The following is a 22,197-nucleotide window of genomic DNA, read 5'->3' as shown; positions in this document are numbered from 1 at the left end:
TTAATGTATTTTTATACTATTACAATTCTGTTATGCATCTTAAAAACACGTAGATATACAAAAATTTAAAAGCCTAATTATTCTTTTGTTAATATCACAACTGACATTATAATCATTATACTTCCAATTACAATTCTAGATGAAATAGGCTCCCCTAAAATTAATGTTCCAAGAGTTAATGCAACTATAGGTTCAATAGTACTAAAAATTGAAGCTTTAGAGGGTCCTATTATTCTAACGCCTTCTAGAAAAGCCATTAAAGCCACTACAGTTGATATGAATGCTAATAATAAAATCGCCACAAGAGCATAAAAAGAAATATGAATTTTAAAATTGTTTGATGTGTTTGCTGCAATAAACATTACAATAGCAGATGCACATGATATATAAAAAGTTAAAACATAGCTGTTAATAGTTTTAAATTCTTTATTAGATGCACCCAGCACATATAATGAATACATTAATGCAGCTATTCCTGCAAGTACTATACCTTTTAAATTAAAATTAACACTTCCTCTGTCAATTAGTATATAAATACCTATTAATGAAATAATCAAAGATATAATTTGTCTCCCGTGAACTTTTTCTTTATATAACACATATGACAATAAAGTAACAATAGCAGGATATGTATAGAAAATCATACTAGCCATTCCAATGCTTATGTAGTTATATGACGTAAATAAACTAATTGATGTAAGTGTGAATCCAAATACACCTATAATTAATACTAAATATAATTGCTTTTTACTCAATTTTAGTGATATCCCCTTAGATTTTAAATAATACAAAAGCATAATTGCTGCAAAGAAAAACCTGAAAAATAGTGTGGTATATGTGTTTGAGCCTCCTCTATATGACAATTTTGCGAGTATTGGCATAATGCCAAAAGAACAAGCAGATAAAACAATATATAAAAAACCCTTTGTTTTTTCCATAGTAACCCCCCTTATTTAATGTGCCTAAGGTAAAAAATAATTGAATAACACTAAAATTGTACCATCTTTATGTTAATTTTTCATCTTATTTATTTAAATGGACCTAAATAAAACAAAAACTCTATGTCTGTATATACAGATCATAGAGTTTTATATTAAAATAATTCAAAACAGAATTTATTTACTATTTTCAACATAGGCATTATCCCAAGTATTTGAAAATACAAAATCTTTTACATTTTTCTTTTCGTTATGTTGTTTACTTTCTGTAATTTCTCCAATAGGAGTCATAGCAACTACTTTGTAATTTTGTGGTATGGATAAAGTTTTTTTAATAACATCTTCATTAATTGCTCCAATCCAACAAGTTCCATAACCCTCATTTGTAGCTGATAGAACAAAATGCTCCATGGCTATTGCACTATCTACTAAATAGTATTCTCTGTTTTCTACTTCTCCAGAAGCATTAGGGTCAGCCACAACAACTGCAGTCATAGGCGCATCTAATATTGACTGCGATGCTAAATTATCATTATTCATTATAGCTTTAGAAATTTGTTCGAGCTCCTTTTTTTCATCAACTAAAATAAACTTATAACCACTATTATTTTTCCATGAAGGTGACATCATAGCTGCATTAATCATTCTAGCTAATTTTTCAGGGTTTATTGGGGTATCTTTAAATTTTTTTATACCTTTTCTATTTTCAACAACATCATAAAATTCCATATAACACACTCCTTTAATTTTAGTATGTGTAATTGTTATATAAATAATGTAGTTATTTTTTTATAAATTTATTTTTAAATATATTCCATATATAAACGCATTCTTCGATTTTCAAAATGTATGTGGCAGCAAAATATAATATTATTCCTACAATTGAACATACAAACAAAATCATTAAATTAACAGTAAACGCCAATGTTAAGTTAATTATAAATATTTTTTTGATAAAATATATTACTACTCCCATAATAATTGCAGCTATAGATATTTTCACCAAGGTTTTAAGCATAGAGTTAAAATTGATTCCCTTAAATTTTTTATTCATCCGTCTTAGTAATAATAAGGTGATAACTACAGATGAAATTGATGAAGATAATGTTAAACCTGGCACTGACATATACCTAAATAAAATAGCACTAAAAATAATATTTATTGCAACCCCAACGATACTATATACCATTGGTGTTTTAGTATCTTTTGCAGAGTAAAAAGCTCTGTTTAATACGTCTCTAACTCCATAAGCGAGCATTGTTGGAGAATAGAGCAATAAGGCCTCAGAAACTAACTTCACATCACTTAAGGTAAATTTACCTCTAAAATATAATACGCTGATTAAAGGCTCTCTCAATATCACTATTGCTAGTGCTGCTGGTATCATAACTAAATTTATAATATTAATTGATTTAACTAAGGATTTTTTATATTCCTCATGATTATTTTGAGCAATGAATGTAGACAATATTGGGTATATTATCATTGAAACAGCAACTGCAAAAACTTCATATGTAAGTAGCGTTACTTTATTTGCACATTCAAGAATTGAAGTCGCTCCTTCATATAAGCTCATAGCAAATGATCTATTAATAAACAAATTAAATTGCATGGTTGCAGTACTTATTATTATTGGTATCATGAGCAAAAACATTTTTATCATGTCTTTATTCTTAAAATCAACTTCAAATTTATACCTATATCCTAGTTTCTTAAACTTTGGGACATTAATTATGAACTGTACAAAAAATGCTAGAACCGTTGTAATTGCAAACCCTGTAAGCCCAAATTTATCTACAAATAAACTTAGATAAATTACGTATATTAAGTTTGCTGCCGCTGCCATGGCAGCCGGAATAGAAAATTCTTTGTGAGCTTGTAACGCTCCTGCCACAACGCCCTGAAGTGTCAAAAATAGAACTGATAAGAACATTATTCTGAGTATCTTCACAGTTTGATTAAATATAATTGGGTCCTTAGCCAAGTTATTCGCAAAATAAAACACTATATAATAAGAAAATAATATTCCAATACCCGTGATAATTACGGTTATAATCATAGAAGTATTAGTTACGTTATTTACAAAACTATTTCTCTCATCTAATTCTTTTGTCTCAATATAATCTGTAAGAATAGGTATTATTGTTGTGCTAAGACCATAGCCTAGACTTGTAAAAAGAAAAACCACGCCAAAACACCATACATATATATCTGCTGAATGAGTAGCCCCAAATTTAGAAAACATTAAACTATCTCTTATTATAGCTAACACCTTTCCAAGTATTACAAATAACATTACAATCATTGAACTTTTTAAAACTTTGTTTTCTTTCATGGTACACTCCATCTTCTTGTGAATTTAAAAATTAGTTTTTTTTAATATATTTTTATATATTTGAAAATAATTTTCCCAAAACTTTTCTATGGTAAATCTATTCACTACAATGTTATATAAATTTTCACCTTTTATATTTAAATTTATCCTATCTAAATAAACTTCTTTCATAGTTTTATAAATATTTTCACTTTCTTTATTCTTTATTTTATATCCACTATTTTTATCCAGTATACATTCTAAATCTCCAACTTCGGTATAAATCAAAGATTTCTTGACTATTCCTGACTCTAAGACCGTTAAAGGTGGTGCTCCGCCCTCGCTTAATGAAGCTAAAACGCTAACATTAGAACTGCTTATATAGTCTATAGGATTAGACACATTCCCAACCATTATTATATTGTTTTGTAGTTTTAATTCCAATATTAGTTTTTCCAAATTTGGTCGCAACTGCCCATCACCAACTAAAATTAATTTTACATCCTGAAATTCAAGCGTTAGTTTGCTGAAGGCCAGTATAACTTGTCTGTGATTTTTTATAGGATGTAATCTTGCAACCATAACAAATATAAAGTCCTTCTGGCCAAATTTGAAACTATTTCTTATATTTTCTGCTGAGATCCCACTTCTAACTTTTTTTATATCTATACCGTTATTTACAACATTTTTACTTCCATTAATTTTTTTTTCTTCTAATAACTTCTTTAAGTTATTTGATACACAAATATAACTGCTAAAGCTCTTTAGACCTTTTATACTAAGCGGAGTAAAAATTAAATATTTTAATTTATTATTAATAAAATCATATCTAAAATCACTGTGAACTACAGCGACTGTAGGTACTTTGAATTTGTTTTTTAAAATTAAATGCATTAAGAATGGTTTTGCTCCATGGAAGCTTACTATATTTATTGAATTGTCATTTATATAATTCACGAGTTCCATATTATTAAGCTTCGTGTTAAATAGTTTATAACTAACATCCATATCTCTAGCTTTTAAGTATAGTGGACCTTCTCCCAAACAACCAATTATATTTTCAAAGTATTTATTGCTTTTATCACATATGTTTAATACGTGGTTTCCACCCCCACCATTATCGTTGCCGGATATGATATGCAGAACTTTAATATGGATCCCCTCCTATACTTTTCTTTGCGCCTAATACCTAATTATTTGTTCTTATACTTATCTTTTAATACAATTAAAATAAATCTTGGTATCGATGATAATCTTTTAATTCTAAATGGTTCTTTTACAACTCTGTAAAGCCATTCCATTCCTATATTTATCATCCATTTAGGTGCACGTTTTACATTACCTGCTATAATATCGAAACTTCCGCCAACACCCATAAATATGCTACAAGGGAGTCTGTCCATATATTTTGCTATAAATATTTCTTGCCTTGGGCATCCCATTGCAACAAATAATACTTTTGGATTAACTTTTTCTATTTGCCTTAGTATTTCTTCGCAATTATCCAGATCGAAATATCCATCATGACTCCCAAAGATATTTAGTTTACGATATTTAGTTCGTAAATTAATATTGCACATATCCACTGTTTGCTTTGTGGAACCCAGCAAATATATTCCCGAATTTTCTTTTTCACATTTTTTCACTATATTATCCATGACTTCTATACCTGCAATTTTTTGTCTCACAGGTTGCCCTATAATTTTAGAGCATATCACGGTACCAACTCCATCAGGAATAATAATTGAATTTTCACTAGTGAAATTCTCTAACAATACATTATTTTGTAGTCCATTAAGAAGAACCTCTGGATTTCCTGAAATAATATGCACCTTTTCCAATTCATTTATATTTTTAAATAATTCTTCTATATTATCATTAAAAATTTCATAATCTAAAATTTTTGTTTTCATAAAACCCCTCCAAATAACCTACATTTTATAGATCCCTAATGAAATTATACTAAATATAATAAGTGGTTATATTAGCAATTGTAGAGATTTCTTAATAAGCCCCTTCTTTTTTAAATACAGATACCACAGTTAAAAACATAATTTTAATGTCTAAAATAACTGAAAAATCCTTAATGTAATTCAGATCATAAGCAACTGTTTTTCCTAATTCAATTTCTCCTCTTCCACTAATTTGTGCAAGTCCAGTAATTCCTGGTAAAACTAAAAGTCTTTGATGATAGCTTTTAGGATAATACTTCACTACATCAGGTATTTCAGGTCTAGGACCTACAAGGCTCATTTGTCCAAAAAGAACATTAAAAAATTGTGGGATTTCATCTAAACTACTCTTTCTTAAAAAACTACCTACCTTTGTTATTCTACTATCTGACTTACTTTGAAATACGAAGTTTTCCAAATCGTTTGGATCTATATTAAGTGTTCTTTTACTTTCTGCTTGAATTATCATAGTTCTAAACTTATAAATAGTAAAATTTTCTCCATCTTTACCTACCCTTATTTGCTTAAATACTGTTGCTCCTTTTGACTCTAATTTAATAGCTATAATTATAATTAAATATACAGGCAATAATATAATTATACCAATTAAAGATAATATAATATCCATTAATCTCTTAAGTGCAAATTGCAGCTTTTTATCATCAATGTGTGTTTTCTTATCAATAGTAATCATCTTGCTATTCTTCATCTTTCAACTCCTACTTTCCAATGAATATTTAGATATTTTTATCATTTCTAAATTCCTTAAAAACTTATATGTTTTATTATTTTATGTTTGAATCCCTTAATGATGAGTTTAACAAACTTTCAGCTGTTGCTATTAAAAACCAAAAATATGTTGTAGCCATAGGTACAAAAAATAAATTATCAAATATATTCATAAAATAAAACGCAATCATTGATGCAAATGCTCCCATATAAAAAGCTTTTATAAATTTATCATCTGTTGTAGTAAACAGTTTTTTCACTCTAAAAAGTGATGTTACTAAAATTGCTAAAAAAGATACAATTCCTATTATGCCCAATTCGCTTTCAACTTTTAAATAAGAGTTATGTGCAGGATATCTTGTGTAAGCATTATAGCTTAAACCTTTGTACTTGTTAACATATTCATCATATCGACTAATATAGTTACCATTACCAACACCTAAAATCGGATGGTCTTTAATCATCATTATTGCCGTTTTCCACAATTTAAATCTAGAGGCATTTTGTGAAGCATTTGTTAAATCCCGAACCCTATCAAAAACTGATGGCATAAATAAAGTTAATACCCCTATCCCACCAAAAGCTATAATTAACTTATAGCTGTAAATTACACATAAAATCACTGCGCCTATACAGACTCCTAATTGTGCACTCCTAGAATAAGTCATAATTATATTTACAAATAATAAAATTGATATTATCCCATAGATGCTCTTAATTTTTTTATTTTTCTCATATATTGTAAGCATTACTACTGGAAATATAATTAGAATAAGAAAAGCGGAATAGGCATTGGGATTAAACATAGTCGTAGCAATCTTAACCACACTATATCCTGAAGCATAGTGTTCTACAAATTTTTTATCTAATCCGATTTTTGTAAAATATTGAATTATGCCAAAAACGCTTAGTACTCCTGCAGTGAATATATAACATCCCAATAGATTCTTTACTAATTTTTTTGTATTAAATTCATATTTAATTATAAAAAATATAAATACATAAGTTAAGAACCTGGCACTTTCACTTAACGCTAAATTCTTTTCTAATGCATAAAATGTAGATAATAACATTATACCTAATAATATCATTATATAAATACTTAATACATTACTAAAGAGATCTTTAATCCCGTATATAAACCTTTCTCTAGTAGCTTTCTTAAGAACTAAATTTGTAAAATACCAGATGATAATTATCCCTAGTAAAATATCTGAAACAGGTATTCCTTTTATATTTGTTCCTTCCTGAATCAGAGGCATTATTACTATATAAGCACACATCAAATAATATAAAATACTATACTTTGCTTTCATCTTTTACACCTCTTTATATTCTAATAATATTATTTATACAAAATCTGTCCCTCACTTGCAAAAATACTTCTATTTGTAAGTGAGGGACTTATTATTCATTATGATTTTTATAAATTCGTCAATATTTTCTCCAATTTTCTTGTTATATTTTCTCTAGCATAATTTTCCATGACATAGGCTCTTCCATTTTCACCTAACTTATTTCTAAGTTCTATATCATTATATAACTTTAACACCGCTTCTGCAATTTCTTTTGGATTTTCTGGTTCTACTACAATTCCTGCATTTGCATTATTTATTAGTTTTGCAGCTTCGCCCTGTACTGGTAAAATTATAGGGATTTCTGAAGCTAATGTTTCAAACATTTTTGAAGGTAGAGCACCTTTAAATAGTTCTAACTTCTTTAGGGGAATTATTGCAGCATCCATAGACGCCACTATTTTAGGCATATTTGTCTTTGGCTGAAGTGGTAAAAATGTAACATTTTTTAAATCTTTTTCTTTTACCATATTTATTAGGTCTTGTTTTTCAGGACCATCACCCACGAAAACAAATTGAATATTTTCTTCATCCTTTACTATCTCAGCTGCATTTATTATAACCTGTAGTCCTTGTGCAAGGCCATGAATACCAGCATAACATAATGCAAATTTATTTTCTATTCCAATCTCATTCCTAAAGTCTTCATCTCTATTTTCTTTTTTAAATAAATCTGTATCTACTCCATTTGTTAAAAGATGTACTTTATTTTTATCAAAACCTCTTCCTACTATATCATCAACTATTCCTTGGGTTTGGCAAGTAACAGCTGCTGCACGTCTATAACAAAATTCTTCTAACCATACAGCCATCTTTATGAATAATTTATTATGAAGTACCCCCAATTTTATAGCTGATTCTGGCCATAAATCAGATATATTAAAAATATATTTAGCTTTTTTAAGCTTAGATAATACATACCCAGAAAAACCAAGAAATATTGGTGGAGATTCTGTTATTATTACATCTTGTTTCTCTATATGTTTAGCTCCTTGAAATACGGAGGAAAAAGTAAAGGATAAATAATTTCTTAATCTTTTAGTAAAACTCTTAGACTTTGTAGCATAAATACTAGTTCTAACTATCTTTATGCCCTCAATCTCCTCTATTACTACCCCTTTGCCTTTATATTCATCAAAAATTTCCCCTATTGGGTAATTTGGTAATGCTGTTAATATTGTAACTTCATGACCAAATTCCTTTAATTTTTTAGCAAACTCAAAAATTCTATTTTGAGGAGCCCCAACCTCTGGGGGGCAATATTGAGTTAAAAATAAAATACGCATGTTTTCACCTCTATTATTTGTTTATAATTTTTAAAATTTTCTCTGCTGCATGACCGTCTCCAAAAATATCTTGCTGAGCCTTATTTGGTTTAAAGTTAACTATACCATCTAATATCTTAGCTTTATCTGTTCCAACAATAATGTTCCAGCCATTTTCCACTGTTTCTACCCATTCTGTTTCATCTCTCATAGTAATACAAGGTTTATTCATAAAGAAAGCTTCCTTCTGAACACCACCACTATCAGTAACAATTTTTTTACAGTGCATTTCTAAACTTATCATATCTAAATACCCAACTGGCTCTATTATCTTTATATTATTTTTAAAGACTAAACCATAATCATCCATATACTTCTTAGTTCTTGGATGTAGTGGCAATACTATTTTTTGTCCACTTTCATTTAATGCTTCAATAATGTTTCTTAATCTATTTATATCATTAGTATTTTCTGCTCTATGTATAGTTGCTAGGATAAATTCTCCCTCTGATAATTTAAGTTCTTCCATAATTTTAGATTTTTCTTTTGAAATATGAGTGAAATTAAGAGTTGCATCATACATTACATCTCCTACATTATAAACACCACTCGTGATACCCTCAGCACTTAAATTTTTAACAGCTGAAGTTGTAGGTACAAAAAGATATTTTGAAATATGATCTGTTAATATTCTGTTTTGCTCCTCAGGCATATTCATGTTAAAGCTTCTAAGTCCCGCTTCTATATGTGCTACTGGAATAAGCAATTTACTTGCACAAACTGCTCCAGCGAAAGTTGAGTTCGTATCCCCATAAACCAAAACCATATCTGGTTTTTCCTTTAAATAAAGTTCCTCTAACTGTATTAACATAGCACCCGTTTGCTTGCCGTGTCCACCTGAACCAATTCCTAAATTATAATCAGGTTTAGGTATTTTAAGTTCTTCAAAAAAAACCTTTGACATATTTTCATCATAATGTTGACCTGTATGAACTAAAATCTCTTCATGCTCTTTCCTAATGATATTTGATACTGCTGCTGCTTTTATAAACTGTGGTCTTGCTCCTACTACTGTTAATATTTTCATATATACTTCTGGCTTTTATTAAAGTTTCTCTTAATAAAAATCAGAATGTTCACTTCCTTCCTATAAGCTTTCTATAATACCCATTAGTTCTCTAGTTAAGTTTTCTCTGTTATATTTTTTAACTTTTTCCCAATTAATATCTAATTTTTTCTGTGTACCTTTCCAAATACTATAAGATTTATATATAGCATCGTAAATCTCATCTACCTTTTCAGGATGACAACAAAATCCAATGTTGGTATCAAGAATTAAATCATTGGCAACACCAGGAGGTACAATTCCTATTACGTTTCTTCCACTTCTTATATATTCAAATAATTTCCCTGTATATATTCCTTCACTACCCACACCAGCTTCTATAATTAGAAGTGTTGCTGAAGAATATTCTAATTTTTTCAAACTTTCTTTATGTGGTAAATATGAAATAAATTCAATTATATTATCATATTTAGCTATGAAAAATCTTATATCTTCTTGGGCATCCTTGCCTATTTGCCCAACAAATCTAATAGTTAGTTCCATCTGTCTTATTTTTTTATCTTCTATTAGCCTATCTATGGCTATTAAGAAATTTTTTGGTGATCGCTTTCCATATAAAGTTCCGTTATGAGTTATTATATATTTTGACGTTTCCAAATCCATATTAAAATTATCAAAATCTTCTTCATCATATCCATTAGTAATAACTTTAAACTTATCAGTTTCTTGATTCTTATATCTATCAATAAAATCTTCTATTATAGGTTTGCTCACAGATATTACTGCATCCGCCTTTTCAATAACTGCCTTCTCCATCTTCTCATTTTTACTCATAGCATAGGTTGAGTAATCTACGAAGGGATTAGCAACCCATTGGTCACGAAAATCAGCTATCCAAGGTACATTTGATTTTTGCTTTAATTCTAAAGCAATTAAATGGCCAGTATATGGCGACGACGTAGAATATATTATATCTATTTTTTCCTCTTTAATGATTTTAAGTCCTAATTTCACTGCATCCTTTTTCCATGAAATTTTATCATCAGGTATGTACATATTTCTATAAACATTTAATAAGTATTTTTTTATTTTTTTCTTAACTTTAGATTTCAGCGTAATTTTAAAGGATTCTTTTACGTTTTTCTCTTTGTTATCAATTTTAACATCAGTTACTTTCCTATTAACTATAGCACTTACAATAAAATTTTCTATTTGCTTTGCCCTAAATACCTTTATACCATCAGTTGATTCAAGTTTCAAAGACTCATCCTTTATGGTACCTTTTTCATTATCTACAGTAAGCACGTTTACGTTGTATCCAAATTTTTCTAAAAACTTAGCAAATTTCAAGGTCCTCTGAACTCCTGCACCACCCAGCGGTGGGTAAAAATAAGCTATAATTAATATGTTTTTCATTATTAACCCCTCACATTGTTTCAACTCTTATCTAGCAGATTTTCCTTCTGGATATATCATTAATATCATCACTACAGTAAAAACAAAAGCAGGCACTGCACTTATTGGATCTCTTGAGGTAACAAAAGATTGCCCCGTAATATTTCCATAAACAAAGAGACATAAAAGCCCAATAATTCCTGGCCACTTAAATTCCCTGAAATCTTTCTTTTTATTTTTAATAAGATCCAATATTGACTTTAATAATCCGCCTATCCAAGCTAACATAAAAGTAAAAGTAAATATTACCCCGAATTCTGTCATTAAATCAAGTATTATATTGTGGGCATCTATATACATTTTTTTAACATTTCCGCCATATTGTACATAGTAATATTTAAATTGTCCTGGCCCCACACCAAAATACGTATGGTCCCTAATCATTCCTAAAGCTAAAGCCCATATAGGTCTTCGATTTTTAGTTTGCGCTATTAATCTTGCAAATATTTGAGAATTGCTACTAACTAGGCTACTTAAACCTGTTATTTTTATATCTTCTGTTGTTTGTTCCACATCCCATCTATGCATAACATTGAAGGTCATACAAGAAAAAACAACAATAGATACCAATATATATTTTTTCCAATTCTTTATATCAATTATAAAAAGAATAATAAAGCACATAGCTAGTGTTAAAAGAATACCTCTTGATTTTTGAGAGCTAAAATTAATTATTTGTATCAATAATAATAATTTATACATTTTATTATATTTTCCTGACAGCTCTTTATTCATTGCATACAGTAATATAAAAGGAATTGTCATTATAGTATATCCAAGCATAAAATTACTACCTAATACCCCATAAAGATGCTGATTATTACCACGTGCTATCAAGTTATATAATGTTACTATTATATCTGGTATTGATGATAAGGTAACACCTAAACATAAATAAAGCAAAATATCTTTATAAAACTCTTTATTGTTTTTCTTATAGCAAAGCATTCCTATGCTATAGATCATCATAGAAACTATACTAATTAACACTAGTTTAAATGCTTCTAATAAAAAAATGCTTCTGAAAGATGATATCACAGCTAATATTAACAAAATAATATAGAGAATACTCAGTTTGGTGTATTTAACCTTAAGTCTTGAAAAATCCAATTTTCCTTTTTTATATTCACGAATCATAGTGATTAAATATATTGAAATATAAGCTATATATACTACTTCACCTATACCCGCTATATGTAACCTATTCATAATATACAATACCATAGGTATTATGGGAATTGAAATAGCATAAATTTTACTTGATGTAACGAAATCTTTAAACATTAAAATTAAACCACAAATTAAAAATAATGTTACAAATATACTACAAACAAACATTAGCCCATTTGATAAACCAATCTTTATAAACAGTCCTATTTCTATAACCGCATATAACCCTATAATTATGTGAATATATTTTTTTAAATAATAATAGTAATCTTTAATCTCTTGTGCAAATTTCATTTTAATCCTCCATTATAGTTTTCTCGTGCTTTAAATTATATTTACTCCACTTGAAACATCACTTGTAGTTTTCAATCTAATATTACTTTCTTTTACCATTTACTAACGATATATAAATATTATTCATGATTTTTGCGTTATCAAACCAATTGTATTTCTCCTGAACTAATTTTCTTGCATTTTTTGAAAATTCTATCATCCGTGCTTCATTTTCAATAATTTCAATAAGTTTTAGCTTTATATCTTCACTACTTTTTTGCTTAATAATAAGTCCATTATAATCATCAAAAATTATCTCTTTTAATCCGCCTACCTCTGTAGCAATTATTGGACGCCCACAAGCACAGGCTTCAACAGCCGAGACCCCAAAACTTTCACTTAATGAAGGTAGACATACTATATCCATCTTATTTATGTATTCTGGTACTTTTTCATTATCTATTTTACCTGTAAAAGTAACTTTTGAACTTATATCTAATTTTTTTACTAATGATTGAAGTTCCACTCTTTGAGTACCATCTCCAACAATTAAAAGTCTTAATTCTTTTGTTCCACAATATTCGTGTATAAGCTTTGAAAAACCCTCTATAAGATAATCTATACCGTATACTTTTTCCAATCCCTTAATAACGCCTATTGTAATAAAGTTGCTACTTAATATAGGTATATCACATTTGAATTTATTAATATCTACACCAAATGGGGTTATTATAATATCCTTGTTGCAATATTTTTTTGTTTCCTCAGCCATATTATAACTTGTAGAACAAACTTTGTCCGCACCTTTCAATATATACTTAAGTAGCAATTCTTTAACTTTATTTCCTTTAGGAAACTCGTACACATCACTACCCCAGACAGATATTACAAAGGGATGAAAATTGCACATTCTCCCATACATTCCATAGCTAGTAGCATAATGACTATGCAATATATCTGGATTAATGTGTTTCACTAATTTTTTGACCTCTTTAATTAATAAAAAGTAACCTAACTTATTTGTGATGCTACTTTTTAGCACATGCACATGTACATTTCTATCATACACATAGTCCGTTTCTCTCATTGAAATTACATGTATTTCATTGTAGATCTTGGAAAAATATTGAACCCATTTCCTAGTATGTATACTATGTGCATCTGCTAAAAAACAAATTTTGTCCATAAATTTCCCCCAGTGCTTTTACTCTTTATGTTAATTTTAATTATTTAAAATTAATTAACTATAAATTCTTTTTCATTATTGTTTGTTAACATTTACTCAGGACACTTTTCTATAACATTTATTATGCGCTCTGTTACTTTCCCATCCAATTTATAGAAATTTTCATGGATATAGCTTTGAATATCGTTATTAAGCGGCATTTCGTCTGCATTTATTTTAACCATATAATCTAAAAGTTCATTTTCATCCTTAACTCCAAATGATACCCCATCTTTAACAAATCCACCATTATCATTGTATTTAGAGAGCAATATACATATGGAAGGTTTATTCATAAGTGCTGCTTCTACAACTACTGTTGAATGAACACTTATTACCAGATCGCTCCATTTAATTAATTCGTACAAATCTCCATCTGTTATAATTTTGCAATTCTTTATTTGAAATTTTTCCACCATTTCTTCATAAAAATCAAAACTTAAATCAGCAGGATGGAGTTTTATAATTAATTCAAAATCATCCTTCATTAAATCCAATGCTTTAAATAGCATTAACGTGGCCGGCTCAAGTAAATCCCTAAAAGGTTGAGTTGCATAAAATATTTTTAATGACCCAATTCTTTTTGACTTTTTCAAAAACCCATCTTGAATTAATCGGTCTGTTCTTACTTGCCCAACTACATTAATATTTTCTTTATTGTATATATTTGTATGAGATATCAATAATTCTTTATATTTTTCTCCCCATACAAATGTGTGTTTAGGTATTATAATATCTTTATACTTTGAATTAATTATATATGTAGATGAGGTTTCATTTATTATTCCATGTTGCACAGCATAAGTACTTATTTCAAGCCTATTACCTGCAGTTATAAAACAACGTCCTCTATCTCCTTCTCCTACTACTAAACATTTTTTGATTTTGAATTTTTTAATAATTTTCTCTGCCACTATGAGTTCATATAAATATGAAGAATAGCTTTCTCTTAAATCCTTCATTACGTAATTCAACATAATATCTTTAAGATTTAGTTCATTGAAATGAAAATCAAATTTATCAATATAAATTAAATTATCCACTACTAAACTATTATTTACATTTTTCTTAGCTTTAAACCTTTTGTAGAAAATAACCAATTCAAATGGTATAAAATTTTCATGAAAATTTAGGGTCTTATCTATAATATATTTATTGTTTAACTGTTGAAAGTTTAAGATGTTATAAGTTTCTTTTAATTTATCAATAACTTTTCCTAATTGAGTATCGTAATAGCCCTTGGGATTGCCTTTAACTGGATTTAAATCTGAAGCATGCGAAATAACCAAAAATGGTTCTTTATGGTTTTTATTATTTAAGAATGAATTTCTAAAAATAAATTTACAATAGCTACCTATGCCCCTTATAAACCTTCTAAGTAATTTTCCTTTACTTATAGCTCTAATATTTTTTTCAATATAAATTTTCTCACATTGAAGGTTGAACACCTCATCGCAGACCTTTTCCATAAAATCATCATCGGTTTGTATTGTTAATTCTTCATTTATTTTATTTAATGTGTTTCTTATAACCATTATACAGAACATGAAACCATTTAATTTTCTGTATATTGAAGGTCTATTAAAAATATATAATGGTACATTATCATATAAATACAATTCTTCTAACTTTAACCCGTTTACCACTTGACCTTCTAAATAGGTTAAATATTCAAAAGCTCCCTTTTCTACGTCAATTTTCCCTATATATTCGAATAAACCTACAACTCGTCCATCCATTATTAATTCTTTTTTTTGCGCTGTGTATATTAGTTTAACCATTATATTCCATCCTAACCTTTAGACTTATTTTTGCATTAATCTTTTACTAACTTTTTTAATCTGATAACCAAGTATTATTAATATTGCTACTAATATTCCATATCTTAAAATTAAATTGTTTTTCACTAGAAAAAATATTACACTGCTAAATACAATGGATGTTATACCATATGCAAAAGGTTTAAAAGTATATATTCTTACATCGAATATGCGTAAGGATATAAAATAATGATATAAAAACAATAAAACATATGCTATTATTGTAGTCCATGTAGCCGCAACTGCACCGTACCTTGGAATTAAGAAGTAATTTAATACAACATTTGTTGAAGCTGCAATAAGAGTTCCCAAGGAAAGTAGCTTTGTATTTTTTGTATAGAACTCAAGATTAGCTGGGATACTGTATAAAAATTGAAAATAGTATCCTACCATAATTAATGGAACATAATCAAGACCTGGGTAAAAATCTTTTGTTCCCATTAGCTTGCCTATCTCAGGAGATATAAATATTAATACAAATCCCATTACAGAAAATATCATAATATAATATTTAATTTTTAATCTTATATCATCATAGTTTTTTTCTTTCATATTCTCATAAAACCAAGGGACCCAAGCTTTATTGCAAGCAAGCCATACAATGTACATTATCATCCCAATTTTATATGCAAAGCTATATATACCTGAAGCACTTGCCCCTAACATACTATTTATCATAACTGTATCCACAGACTGCAGAATCACTCCTGATAAAAGATGTACAATTGCTGGTATAGATAAAATTATCGCATATTTCCAATATTCAAAATTAATCAGTTTTCTGCCTTTTTTCATAGCAATTACGTACAGAACCGTACCATAAATTAAAGCTACAATAAGTAACGAATCAATCCTACCATAATACTTATTAGTTTTAAAATTATAAATAAGGATTATAGCTAGAATTGTGTTTAAAATAGCATTACTTATTGATATAATTAAATATTTCTTATATTTATATTCAGCATTTAATTTAGCATTAGAAAAATCCACAATAAAGCCAAAAAAACTTTGAATAATAAGGAACACAACTAATATAGAATTTAAACCGATAATACCCCCTATTTGCTTTTTAAAAACAAATCCAAATATAAGCCATAAAAAAGCAAATATGGTGGCTAAAAAAAGTATAGAGGATGCAAACTCATTATAATTTTCATTAAAATCTACTTTGGCATTATTAACTGTAGCCACTAACCCTAATGTAATTAAAGTCGTAAAAACGGAAAGCCATGTAGTATATACATTAACTATTCCAAAACCGGTAGTCCCAAGCATACGCGTAAAAATAGGCATTGTTATAAACGAGATACCTTGAACAAAAAAAGTTCCTATAGTAAACCAAATTCCACTTTTCACCAATTTACTTTTGTATAGTTTTTTTAAAAAATCTATATTCATATCCATCTCCTATTCAACTTTAGAATATAGCATAAACCACACTAAAGTAGCTTACTAATGATGTCGACACTTAAATATTATTAAAAACCAAGAAATAACAACGTTATTTCTTAGAATTTTTTATTATTTCACATACCATTTTAATATCCTCTTTTTTAAGTCCAACCGAACTAGGAAGATTTATTCCCCTCTCGTAAAGCTCCTTCGTAACACTCAAATCCCCGTGTCTGCTACTCTTGTATGGAGGCATATCATGTATAGGCATAAAGAAAGGTCTTGCCTCTATTTTTTGTTCATTTAATTTTTCTATAAGTTTATCCCTTGTTATACCATACTCATCTTCAACTAGAATAGAGTATAGCCAGTAACAATTTTCTACATTCTCTCTTTCTGCTGGTAATGTAATTCCTTTAATCTTACCTAACAGTTCATTGTAATACATTGCATTTTCTCTTTTAATTTTTAAATAATCTTTAATATTTTCAAGTTGAGCTACTCCAAATGCAGCCAAAAGATTTGGCATTCTGAAATTATATCCTATTTCTGAATGGTAAAATGCTTTATTTTCAGTAACTACTTTTGTTTGAGTAGATAAAAATTTTGCCCTTGCGCCATGTTCTAAATTATTAGTTACAAGCATTCCACCTGCTCCAGTAGTTATAAGCTTATTTCCATTAAAACTAAAGCAACCTATATCACCTATAGTTCCTGCCATTTTCCCATTGCAAGTAGATCCTAGTGATTCAGTAGCATCTTCTATAACAAATAAATTATGCTTTTTAGCTATTTCCATTACTCTGTCCATGTCTACAGGATGACCATAAATATGTACTGGCATTATAGCCTTTGTTTTAGGTGTTATTAATTCTTCTATTTTTTCTGCATCCATAACAAATGTATCTCTACATACATCTACAAATACGGGTTCTGCCCCAACGTATTTTATAGTGTTAACAGGAGATATAAATGTTAATGATGGAACTATAACTTCAGCTCCTTCTCCTATCCCAAGTGTCATTAATGCTAACTGAAGAGCTGCTGTACCATTCATTGTTACTACAGCACTTTTGCTACCTACATATTCACTAAATCTTTCTTCAAATAAATTAACATAACTTCCTACTGAAGATACCCAATTAGTATCTATACAGTCTTTTACATATTTTAACTCGTTCCCTCTAATTTCTGGTATACATAAAGGTATCATAATAAAAACCTCCTAGTTTTTTTATACACAATTCTTTTGCTAAACATCATTTTTCTCTTAATACTATTTGTTTGTTAAACGTTATTCGTTTATTAAACGTTATTCGTTTGTTAAACGTTATATATGTCTGTTTTAAAATACTGCATGTTATTTCTTATCCATTCTACTGTTGCTTCTAGCCCGTCATCTATGGTGTAATTAGGCTTCCAATCTGTTAGTGCTTTTATTTTAGTATTATCCGCCCATAATCTATTAACTTCACTATTTGTAGGTCTTAATCTCTCATCATCACAAATAATTTTTACATCCTTACCTATTATATTTATTATTTTTTTAACTGTTTCACCTATAGTTATCTCATAATTTGAGCCAGCATTTATAACTTCACCAATAGTTTTTTCACTTTCAGCTATTTTTATAAATGCTTCAGCAGTGTCTTTAACAAAGTTAAAGTCTCTAGTTGGAGTTAAACTTCCAAGTTTGATTTCTTTTTTTCCTGCAAGTATCTGTGATATTATTGTTGGAATTACAGCCCTTGCAGATTGTCTTGGTCCATAAGTGTTAAATGGTCTTATTGTAGCTATAGGCATATTAAAGCTTTTAAAGTAACTTTCTGCCATCTTATCCGCGCCTATTTTTGATGCTGAATATGGAGATTGGCCTTGCATTGGGTGTTTTTCATCAATTGGTACATAAAGTGCTGTGCCATAGGTTTCAGACGTCGAAGTATGTACAATTTTTTCTACGCCATATTCTCTACAAGCTTCTAAAACATTAGTAGTACCTTCCACATTTGTTCTTACATATGCCATAGGTGATAAATAAGAATAAGGAATTGCAATAAGTGCAGCAAGATGAAGCACTACTTCTTGACCTTTTATAATTCTTTTCATTCCATCATATTCTCTTATATCTCCAGTAACAACTTTAATACTATCTTTAACCTTCTTATCGAAAGTATCAATCCATCCCCAGTTATTAAAAGAATTATATTGAGCGAGTGCAGTAACATCTGCTCCAAGTTCCACTAATCTTTCTGTTAAATGACTTCCTATAAAGCCTTCTGCACCAGTAATTAAAACTTTTTTCCCTTGCCAATTCATCTCATCTACTCCTTTTGTTATTATTCTATGTATAAACGTCATACCCCATTAATCTACGGCATGTGGTATAACCAAAATTTCTACTTTTAATTACATTTTATCTGGGAGTGCCTTAATATTGTTAATATACTTATATAATTCATTAAATTCACCTTTAAAAAAATATTCTCCTAATACTTCCATTAATTCAAAATCCTCTTCAGAGTCTATATCTATAACTGCTGTATCTTTCATTAATACAATATCAAAGTTACCTTCAAGAGGAGAATTTTTTAGTATATTTAGTAGACTGTTTCTCTTATAACAGTAAATTGAAGCATTCATATCATATACTTGTGGTGCTTGCTGCCTTGTAACAAAATCACTAGACAATATTTTTTTTATTTTTCCATTACGTTCTTCTACCATATTAAAATATGGATTTCTTCTTGAGGGTACTACTGAAAATACTACATCCATTTGCAAATTGTTAATGGCTTTATTTAATGCATTTTCAATATCCTCTGATTTTCTAAGTGGCGATGTAATGTCCAAATCAATAACATAATCATATATTTTGTTTAACTTTTCTTCCACATAATTCAAAGAATATTTTATTACCGGTACCTTAGGTGAATTACTCTGAGCCATTTCTTTTGGTCTTTCAACGCATACGATATCTTTATTTTTATTAAACATATTTAGGAGTTCTTCGCTATCACTATTAATACTTATATCTATATTATAATTAGGATTTTCTTCTTTGAATAGATTTGCAGCAGCAATAGTATAGTTGATAAGTGGAAACCCTAAAAATTTTCTAATGTTTTTATTTTTAACCCCTTTGGAGCCTGCTCTACCACAAACCGTTATCAAAATATTCATATTATAATCTCCCCCGTAGCTAATTTTAATACTTTATAAGCATGCTTAATATCATTATGTCCCTTTTCTGATGTCATAACACTTTCAATAAAGTATTTCATTTCTTCTACATACATATCTTTATTTTCTTTTGTAAAATCAATTGTCTCTCTGCCATCAGAAAAACTAATACAATTCTTTATAAAATCTCCAATTATAGTGCCTGTTTCTGTAAATATCTCAATTTCTCTTCGTGATTTTCTCCCAAAATAATCCAAATGGATTTCTACTAATTTGTCTTCATATTTTCCAATATATACTGAAATATCTTCACTATCAATTTCAAGATGTGAATACTTACCATTTATATTAAATACTTCTATTGGAAAACCGAATAAATAAGTTATATAGTCCCATTCATGTATTAAATCTATACAAACTCCTCCACCTTCGCTTTTCTTGGCACTATATACCTTTCTATAGTCTACACCCTTCCTCCATTCTGGAAGATAACTTGAACAAATTGCTTTTATGCTGTAAACTCTTTCATTCATAAGAATTTGTTTAAGATTTTGTACCACTCGAGAAAATTTTAATGGTCCAGCTACATAATATATACCATCTTTACTTAAATTCAATTTATTTAAGTCATATTCTTTATTATCAAATACAGGTTTTTCAATAAACATAGATTTTGTTTTATTCTCCATAAGTTTGATAGAATCATAATGGAGGTTATTAGGATTAGTTATAAAAGTGATATCATAATCATTACTAAGGTCCGCCTCATTAAAAAGCTCATAATTAATAAGATTTTTAATATCTTCACTTAGTGGCTTTTTAGTTTTTCTAAAAGCGTGAATTTCCAAAGGTAAATTATATTTTTCAAATATCTTTACAATATTTTTAAGATGTCTTTTTCCTATAGATCCTAAACCTATAAAACATACTTTCATTCACTTAAACCTTCAATCTTATCAATTAACCCTAAGGTGTATAGATCATCCTTAAAGGTGTATCTTTCATTGTTTTTTTCTCCTAAAAGTTTTTTAATAAATACATCTAGTTCTTCCATATAAGCATTTTCGATTATGCTTGCAGAATATCTATTATCTTTATCTATACTTTTATAAGTTTCTATTTGTATGGTTTCTTTTTTTTCAATATCATATTTATTTAAACTATTAGGTGTACCTTCCCAAAATAAATGCATTTCTTCAGAATAAATTTCAAGACTTCTAACAGGCTTTCTACAAACTATATCTACATTTAGTATACCCTTAGTACCATTTTCATGTTCTAACAAAACAAAGTAACTGTCAGCATAATCTAGATCTAGTGTACTCAAATTATCTTTTATAATTTTTAATTCTTTAACATTTCCAAAAGTTTTTAGTATCCACGGCAATTCTATTGCAAATAACTCTCTACATCCATTTGTTTTCTTATTGCTAACAAAAAAATCCTTATAGTTTTCCCAAGGGTGCCAATCTGGTAAATATTGCCCCACGTGATATCTGTAATGAACCTTCTTAAAATTTGATTGTACTTCCTTTTGAATATATTCAATATCTTTTCTATACATAAAAGTTGAAGAAAGAAATAATTCCAAATTATTTTTTTCTGCTACATCTATTATTTCGTGATACTTATCTTTAAGTAAATTTATCTCTGTAAATACATTAAGCTTTTTATTTAAACAATCTAATATTAAATCAGCATGAGATATAGGTGACGTACATATTAAAACCCCATTTGGTTTTTCAATATTTATTGCTTGTTCTAAATTTGAATAAGTTATTATACCATATAATTTTTCTGTTTCTTTTCTTCTTTCTAAACGCATATCTAAACCTATAACGTCTACTTCTTGTCCAAAATACTTTTTAAGTAAACTAATTCGTCTTTTGCCCATTGATCCTAATCCAATTACTAAAAGTTTCAATTTAACATCCCTTTCGAAATTCATGTATTTCTTTGTCTTTTAATCTCGCCTTTATAATTTTATCCGATATTTTTTTTTTCGTCAAGCCGTAGCGCCAACTCCCTACACTTTTTGAGCCTATGTTAGTATTAGGCTC

General features: G+C 28.5%; 19 protein-coding genes. All 19 read right to left on the bottom strand.

What is annotated here, in order from left to right; translation table 11 throughout:
• Positions 1–77 precede the first annotated feature (77 nt).
• A complete protein-coding gene (locus VIM70_RS19195) occupies positions 78–938 on the bottom strand; it encodes a DMT family transporter (RefSeq protein WP_331947393.1) in 861 nt (286 codons plus the stop codon).
• 177 nt (positions 939–1,115) lie between these two features.
• Positions 1,116–1,667 carry a nitroreductase family protein gene (locus VIM70_RS19190; RefSeq protein WP_331947392.1) on the bottom strand — a complete coding sequence of 184 codons (552 nt, stop codon included), beginning with the start codon at positions 1,665–1,667 and terminating at the stop codon, positions 1,116–1,118.
• A 52-nt stretch (positions 1,668–1,719) separates the two neighbouring features.
• Positions 1,720–3,273, bottom strand: coding sequence for a murein biosynthesis integral membrane protein MurJ (murJ, locus tag VIM70_RS19185; RefSeq protein ID WP_331947391.1), 1,554 nt, complete (start codon positions 3,271–3,273; stop codon positions 1,720–1,722).
• Between the two features lie 24 nt (positions 3,274–3,297).
• Positions 3,298–4,296, bottom strand: a complete 999-nt coding sequence (locus VIM70_RS19180) for a glycosyltransferase (protein ID WP_331947390.1) — start codon at positions 4,294–4,296, stop codon at positions 3,298–3,300.
• Between the two features lie 149 nt (positions 4,297–4,445).
• The gene (locus VIM70_RS19175; protein WP_331947389.1) at positions 4,446–5,165 is read right to left on the bottom strand and encodes a WecB/TagA/CpsF family glycosyltransferase; all 720 of its coding nucleotides are present in this window, start codon (positions 5,163–5,165) and stop codon (positions 4,446–4,448) included.
• A 91-nt stretch (positions 5,166–5,256) separates the two neighbouring features.
• Positions 5,257–5,913, bottom strand: coding sequence for a sugar transferase (locus tag VIM70_RS19170; protein WP_331947388.1), 657 nt, complete (start codon positions 5,911–5,913; stop codon positions 5,257–5,259).
• 76 nt (positions 5,914–5,989) lie between these two features.
• On the bottom strand, positions 5,990–7,249 hold the full coding sequence (locus VIM70_RS19165) for an O-antigen ligase family protein (protein WP_331947387.1): 1,260 nt from the start codon (positions 7,247–7,249) through the stop codon (positions 5,990–5,992).
• A gap of 107 nt (positions 7,250–7,356) precedes the next feature.
• Complete coding sequence (locus VIM70_RS19160) at positions 7,357–8,574, bottom strand: glycosyltransferase family 4 protein (RefSeq protein ID WP_331947386.1); 1,218 nt, start codon at positions 8,572–8,574, stop codon at positions 7,357–7,359.
• A 13-nt stretch (positions 8,575–8,587) separates the two neighbouring features.
• Positions 8,588–9,640: a non-hydrolyzing UDP-N-acetylglucosamine 2-epimerase gene (gene wecB, locus VIM70_RS19155; protein WP_331947385.1), complete on the bottom strand. Its 1,053-nt coding sequence runs from the start codon at positions 9,638–9,640 to the stop codon at positions 8,588–8,590.
• A gap of 60 nt (positions 9,641–9,700) precedes the next feature.
• A complete protein-coding gene (locus VIM70_RS19150) occupies positions 9,701–11,035 on the bottom strand; it encodes a glycosyltransferase (protein WP_331947384.1) in 1,335 nt (444 codons plus the stop codon).
• A 27-nt stretch (positions 11,036–11,062) separates the two neighbouring features.
• On the bottom strand, positions 11,063–12,538 hold the full coding sequence (locus tag VIM70_RS19145; protein ID WP_331947383.1) for an O-antigen ligase family protein: 1,476 nt from the start codon (positions 12,536–12,538) through the stop codon (positions 11,063–11,065).
• 82 nt (positions 12,539–12,620) lie between these two features.
• Positions 12,621–13,703: a glycosyltransferase gene (locus tag VIM70_RS19140; protein WP_331947382.1), complete on the bottom strand. Its 1,083-nt coding sequence runs from the start codon at positions 13,701–13,703 to the stop codon at positions 12,621–12,623.
• A gap of 92 nt (positions 13,704–13,795) precedes the next feature.
• The gene (locus VIM70_RS19135; RefSeq protein ID WP_331947381.1) at positions 13,796–15,523 is read right to left on the bottom strand and encodes a CDP-glycerol glycerophosphotransferase family protein; all 1,728 of its coding nucleotides are present in this window, start codon (positions 15,521–15,523) and stop codon (positions 13,796–13,798) included.
• Between the two features lie 24 nt (positions 15,524–15,547).
• On the bottom strand, positions 15,548–16,963 hold the full coding sequence (locus tag VIM70_RS19130) for a lipopolysaccharide biosynthesis protein (protein ID WP_331947380.1): 1,416 nt from the start codon (positions 16,961–16,963) through the stop codon (positions 15,548–15,550).
• Between the two features lie 103 nt (positions 16,964–17,066).
• A complete protein-coding gene (locus VIM70_RS19125) occupies positions 17,067–18,170 on the bottom strand; it encodes a LegC family aminotransferase (protein ID WP_331947379.1) in 1,104 nt (367 codons plus the stop codon).
• Positions 18,171–18,280: 110 nt separating this feature from the next.
• Entirely contained in the window at positions 18,281–19,273 is a 993-nt protein-coding gene (locus tag VIM70_RS19120) for an NAD-dependent 4,6-dehydratase LegB (RefSeq protein WP_331947378.1), read from the bottom strand.
• 90 nt (positions 19,274–19,363) lie between these two features.
• On the bottom strand, positions 19,364–20,137 hold the full coding sequence (locus VIM70_RS19115; protein WP_331947377.1) for an acylneuraminate cytidylyltransferase family protein: 774 nt from the start codon (positions 20,135–20,137) through the stop codon (positions 19,364–19,366).
• On the bottom strand, positions 20,134–21,072 hold the full coding sequence (locus tag VIM70_RS19110) for a Gfo/Idh/MocA family protein (RefSeq protein WP_331947376.1): 939 nt from the start codon (positions 21,070–21,072) through the stop codon (positions 20,134–20,136). The genes VIM70_RS19115 and VIM70_RS19110 overlap by 4 nt, the downstream gene beginning before the upstream one ends.
• Positions 21,069–22,061 carry a Gfo/Idh/MocA family protein gene (locus VIM70_RS19105; protein ID WP_331947375.1) on the bottom strand — a complete coding sequence of 331 codons (993 nt, stop codon included), beginning with the start codon at positions 22,059–22,061 and terminating at the stop codon, positions 21,069–21,071. The genes VIM70_RS19110 and VIM70_RS19105 overlap by 4 nt, the downstream gene beginning before the upstream one ends.
• Positions 22,062–22,197 lie beyond the last annotated feature (136 nt).

It is taken from the genome of Clostridium sp. (genome assembly GCF_036569345.1).
GTDB lineage: Bacteria > Bacillota > Clostridia > Clostridiales > Clostridiaceae > Clostridium_AD.
Note: the sequence above shows the minus strand (reverse complement) of the source record. Positions and strands in the feature narration are given on the sequence as shown.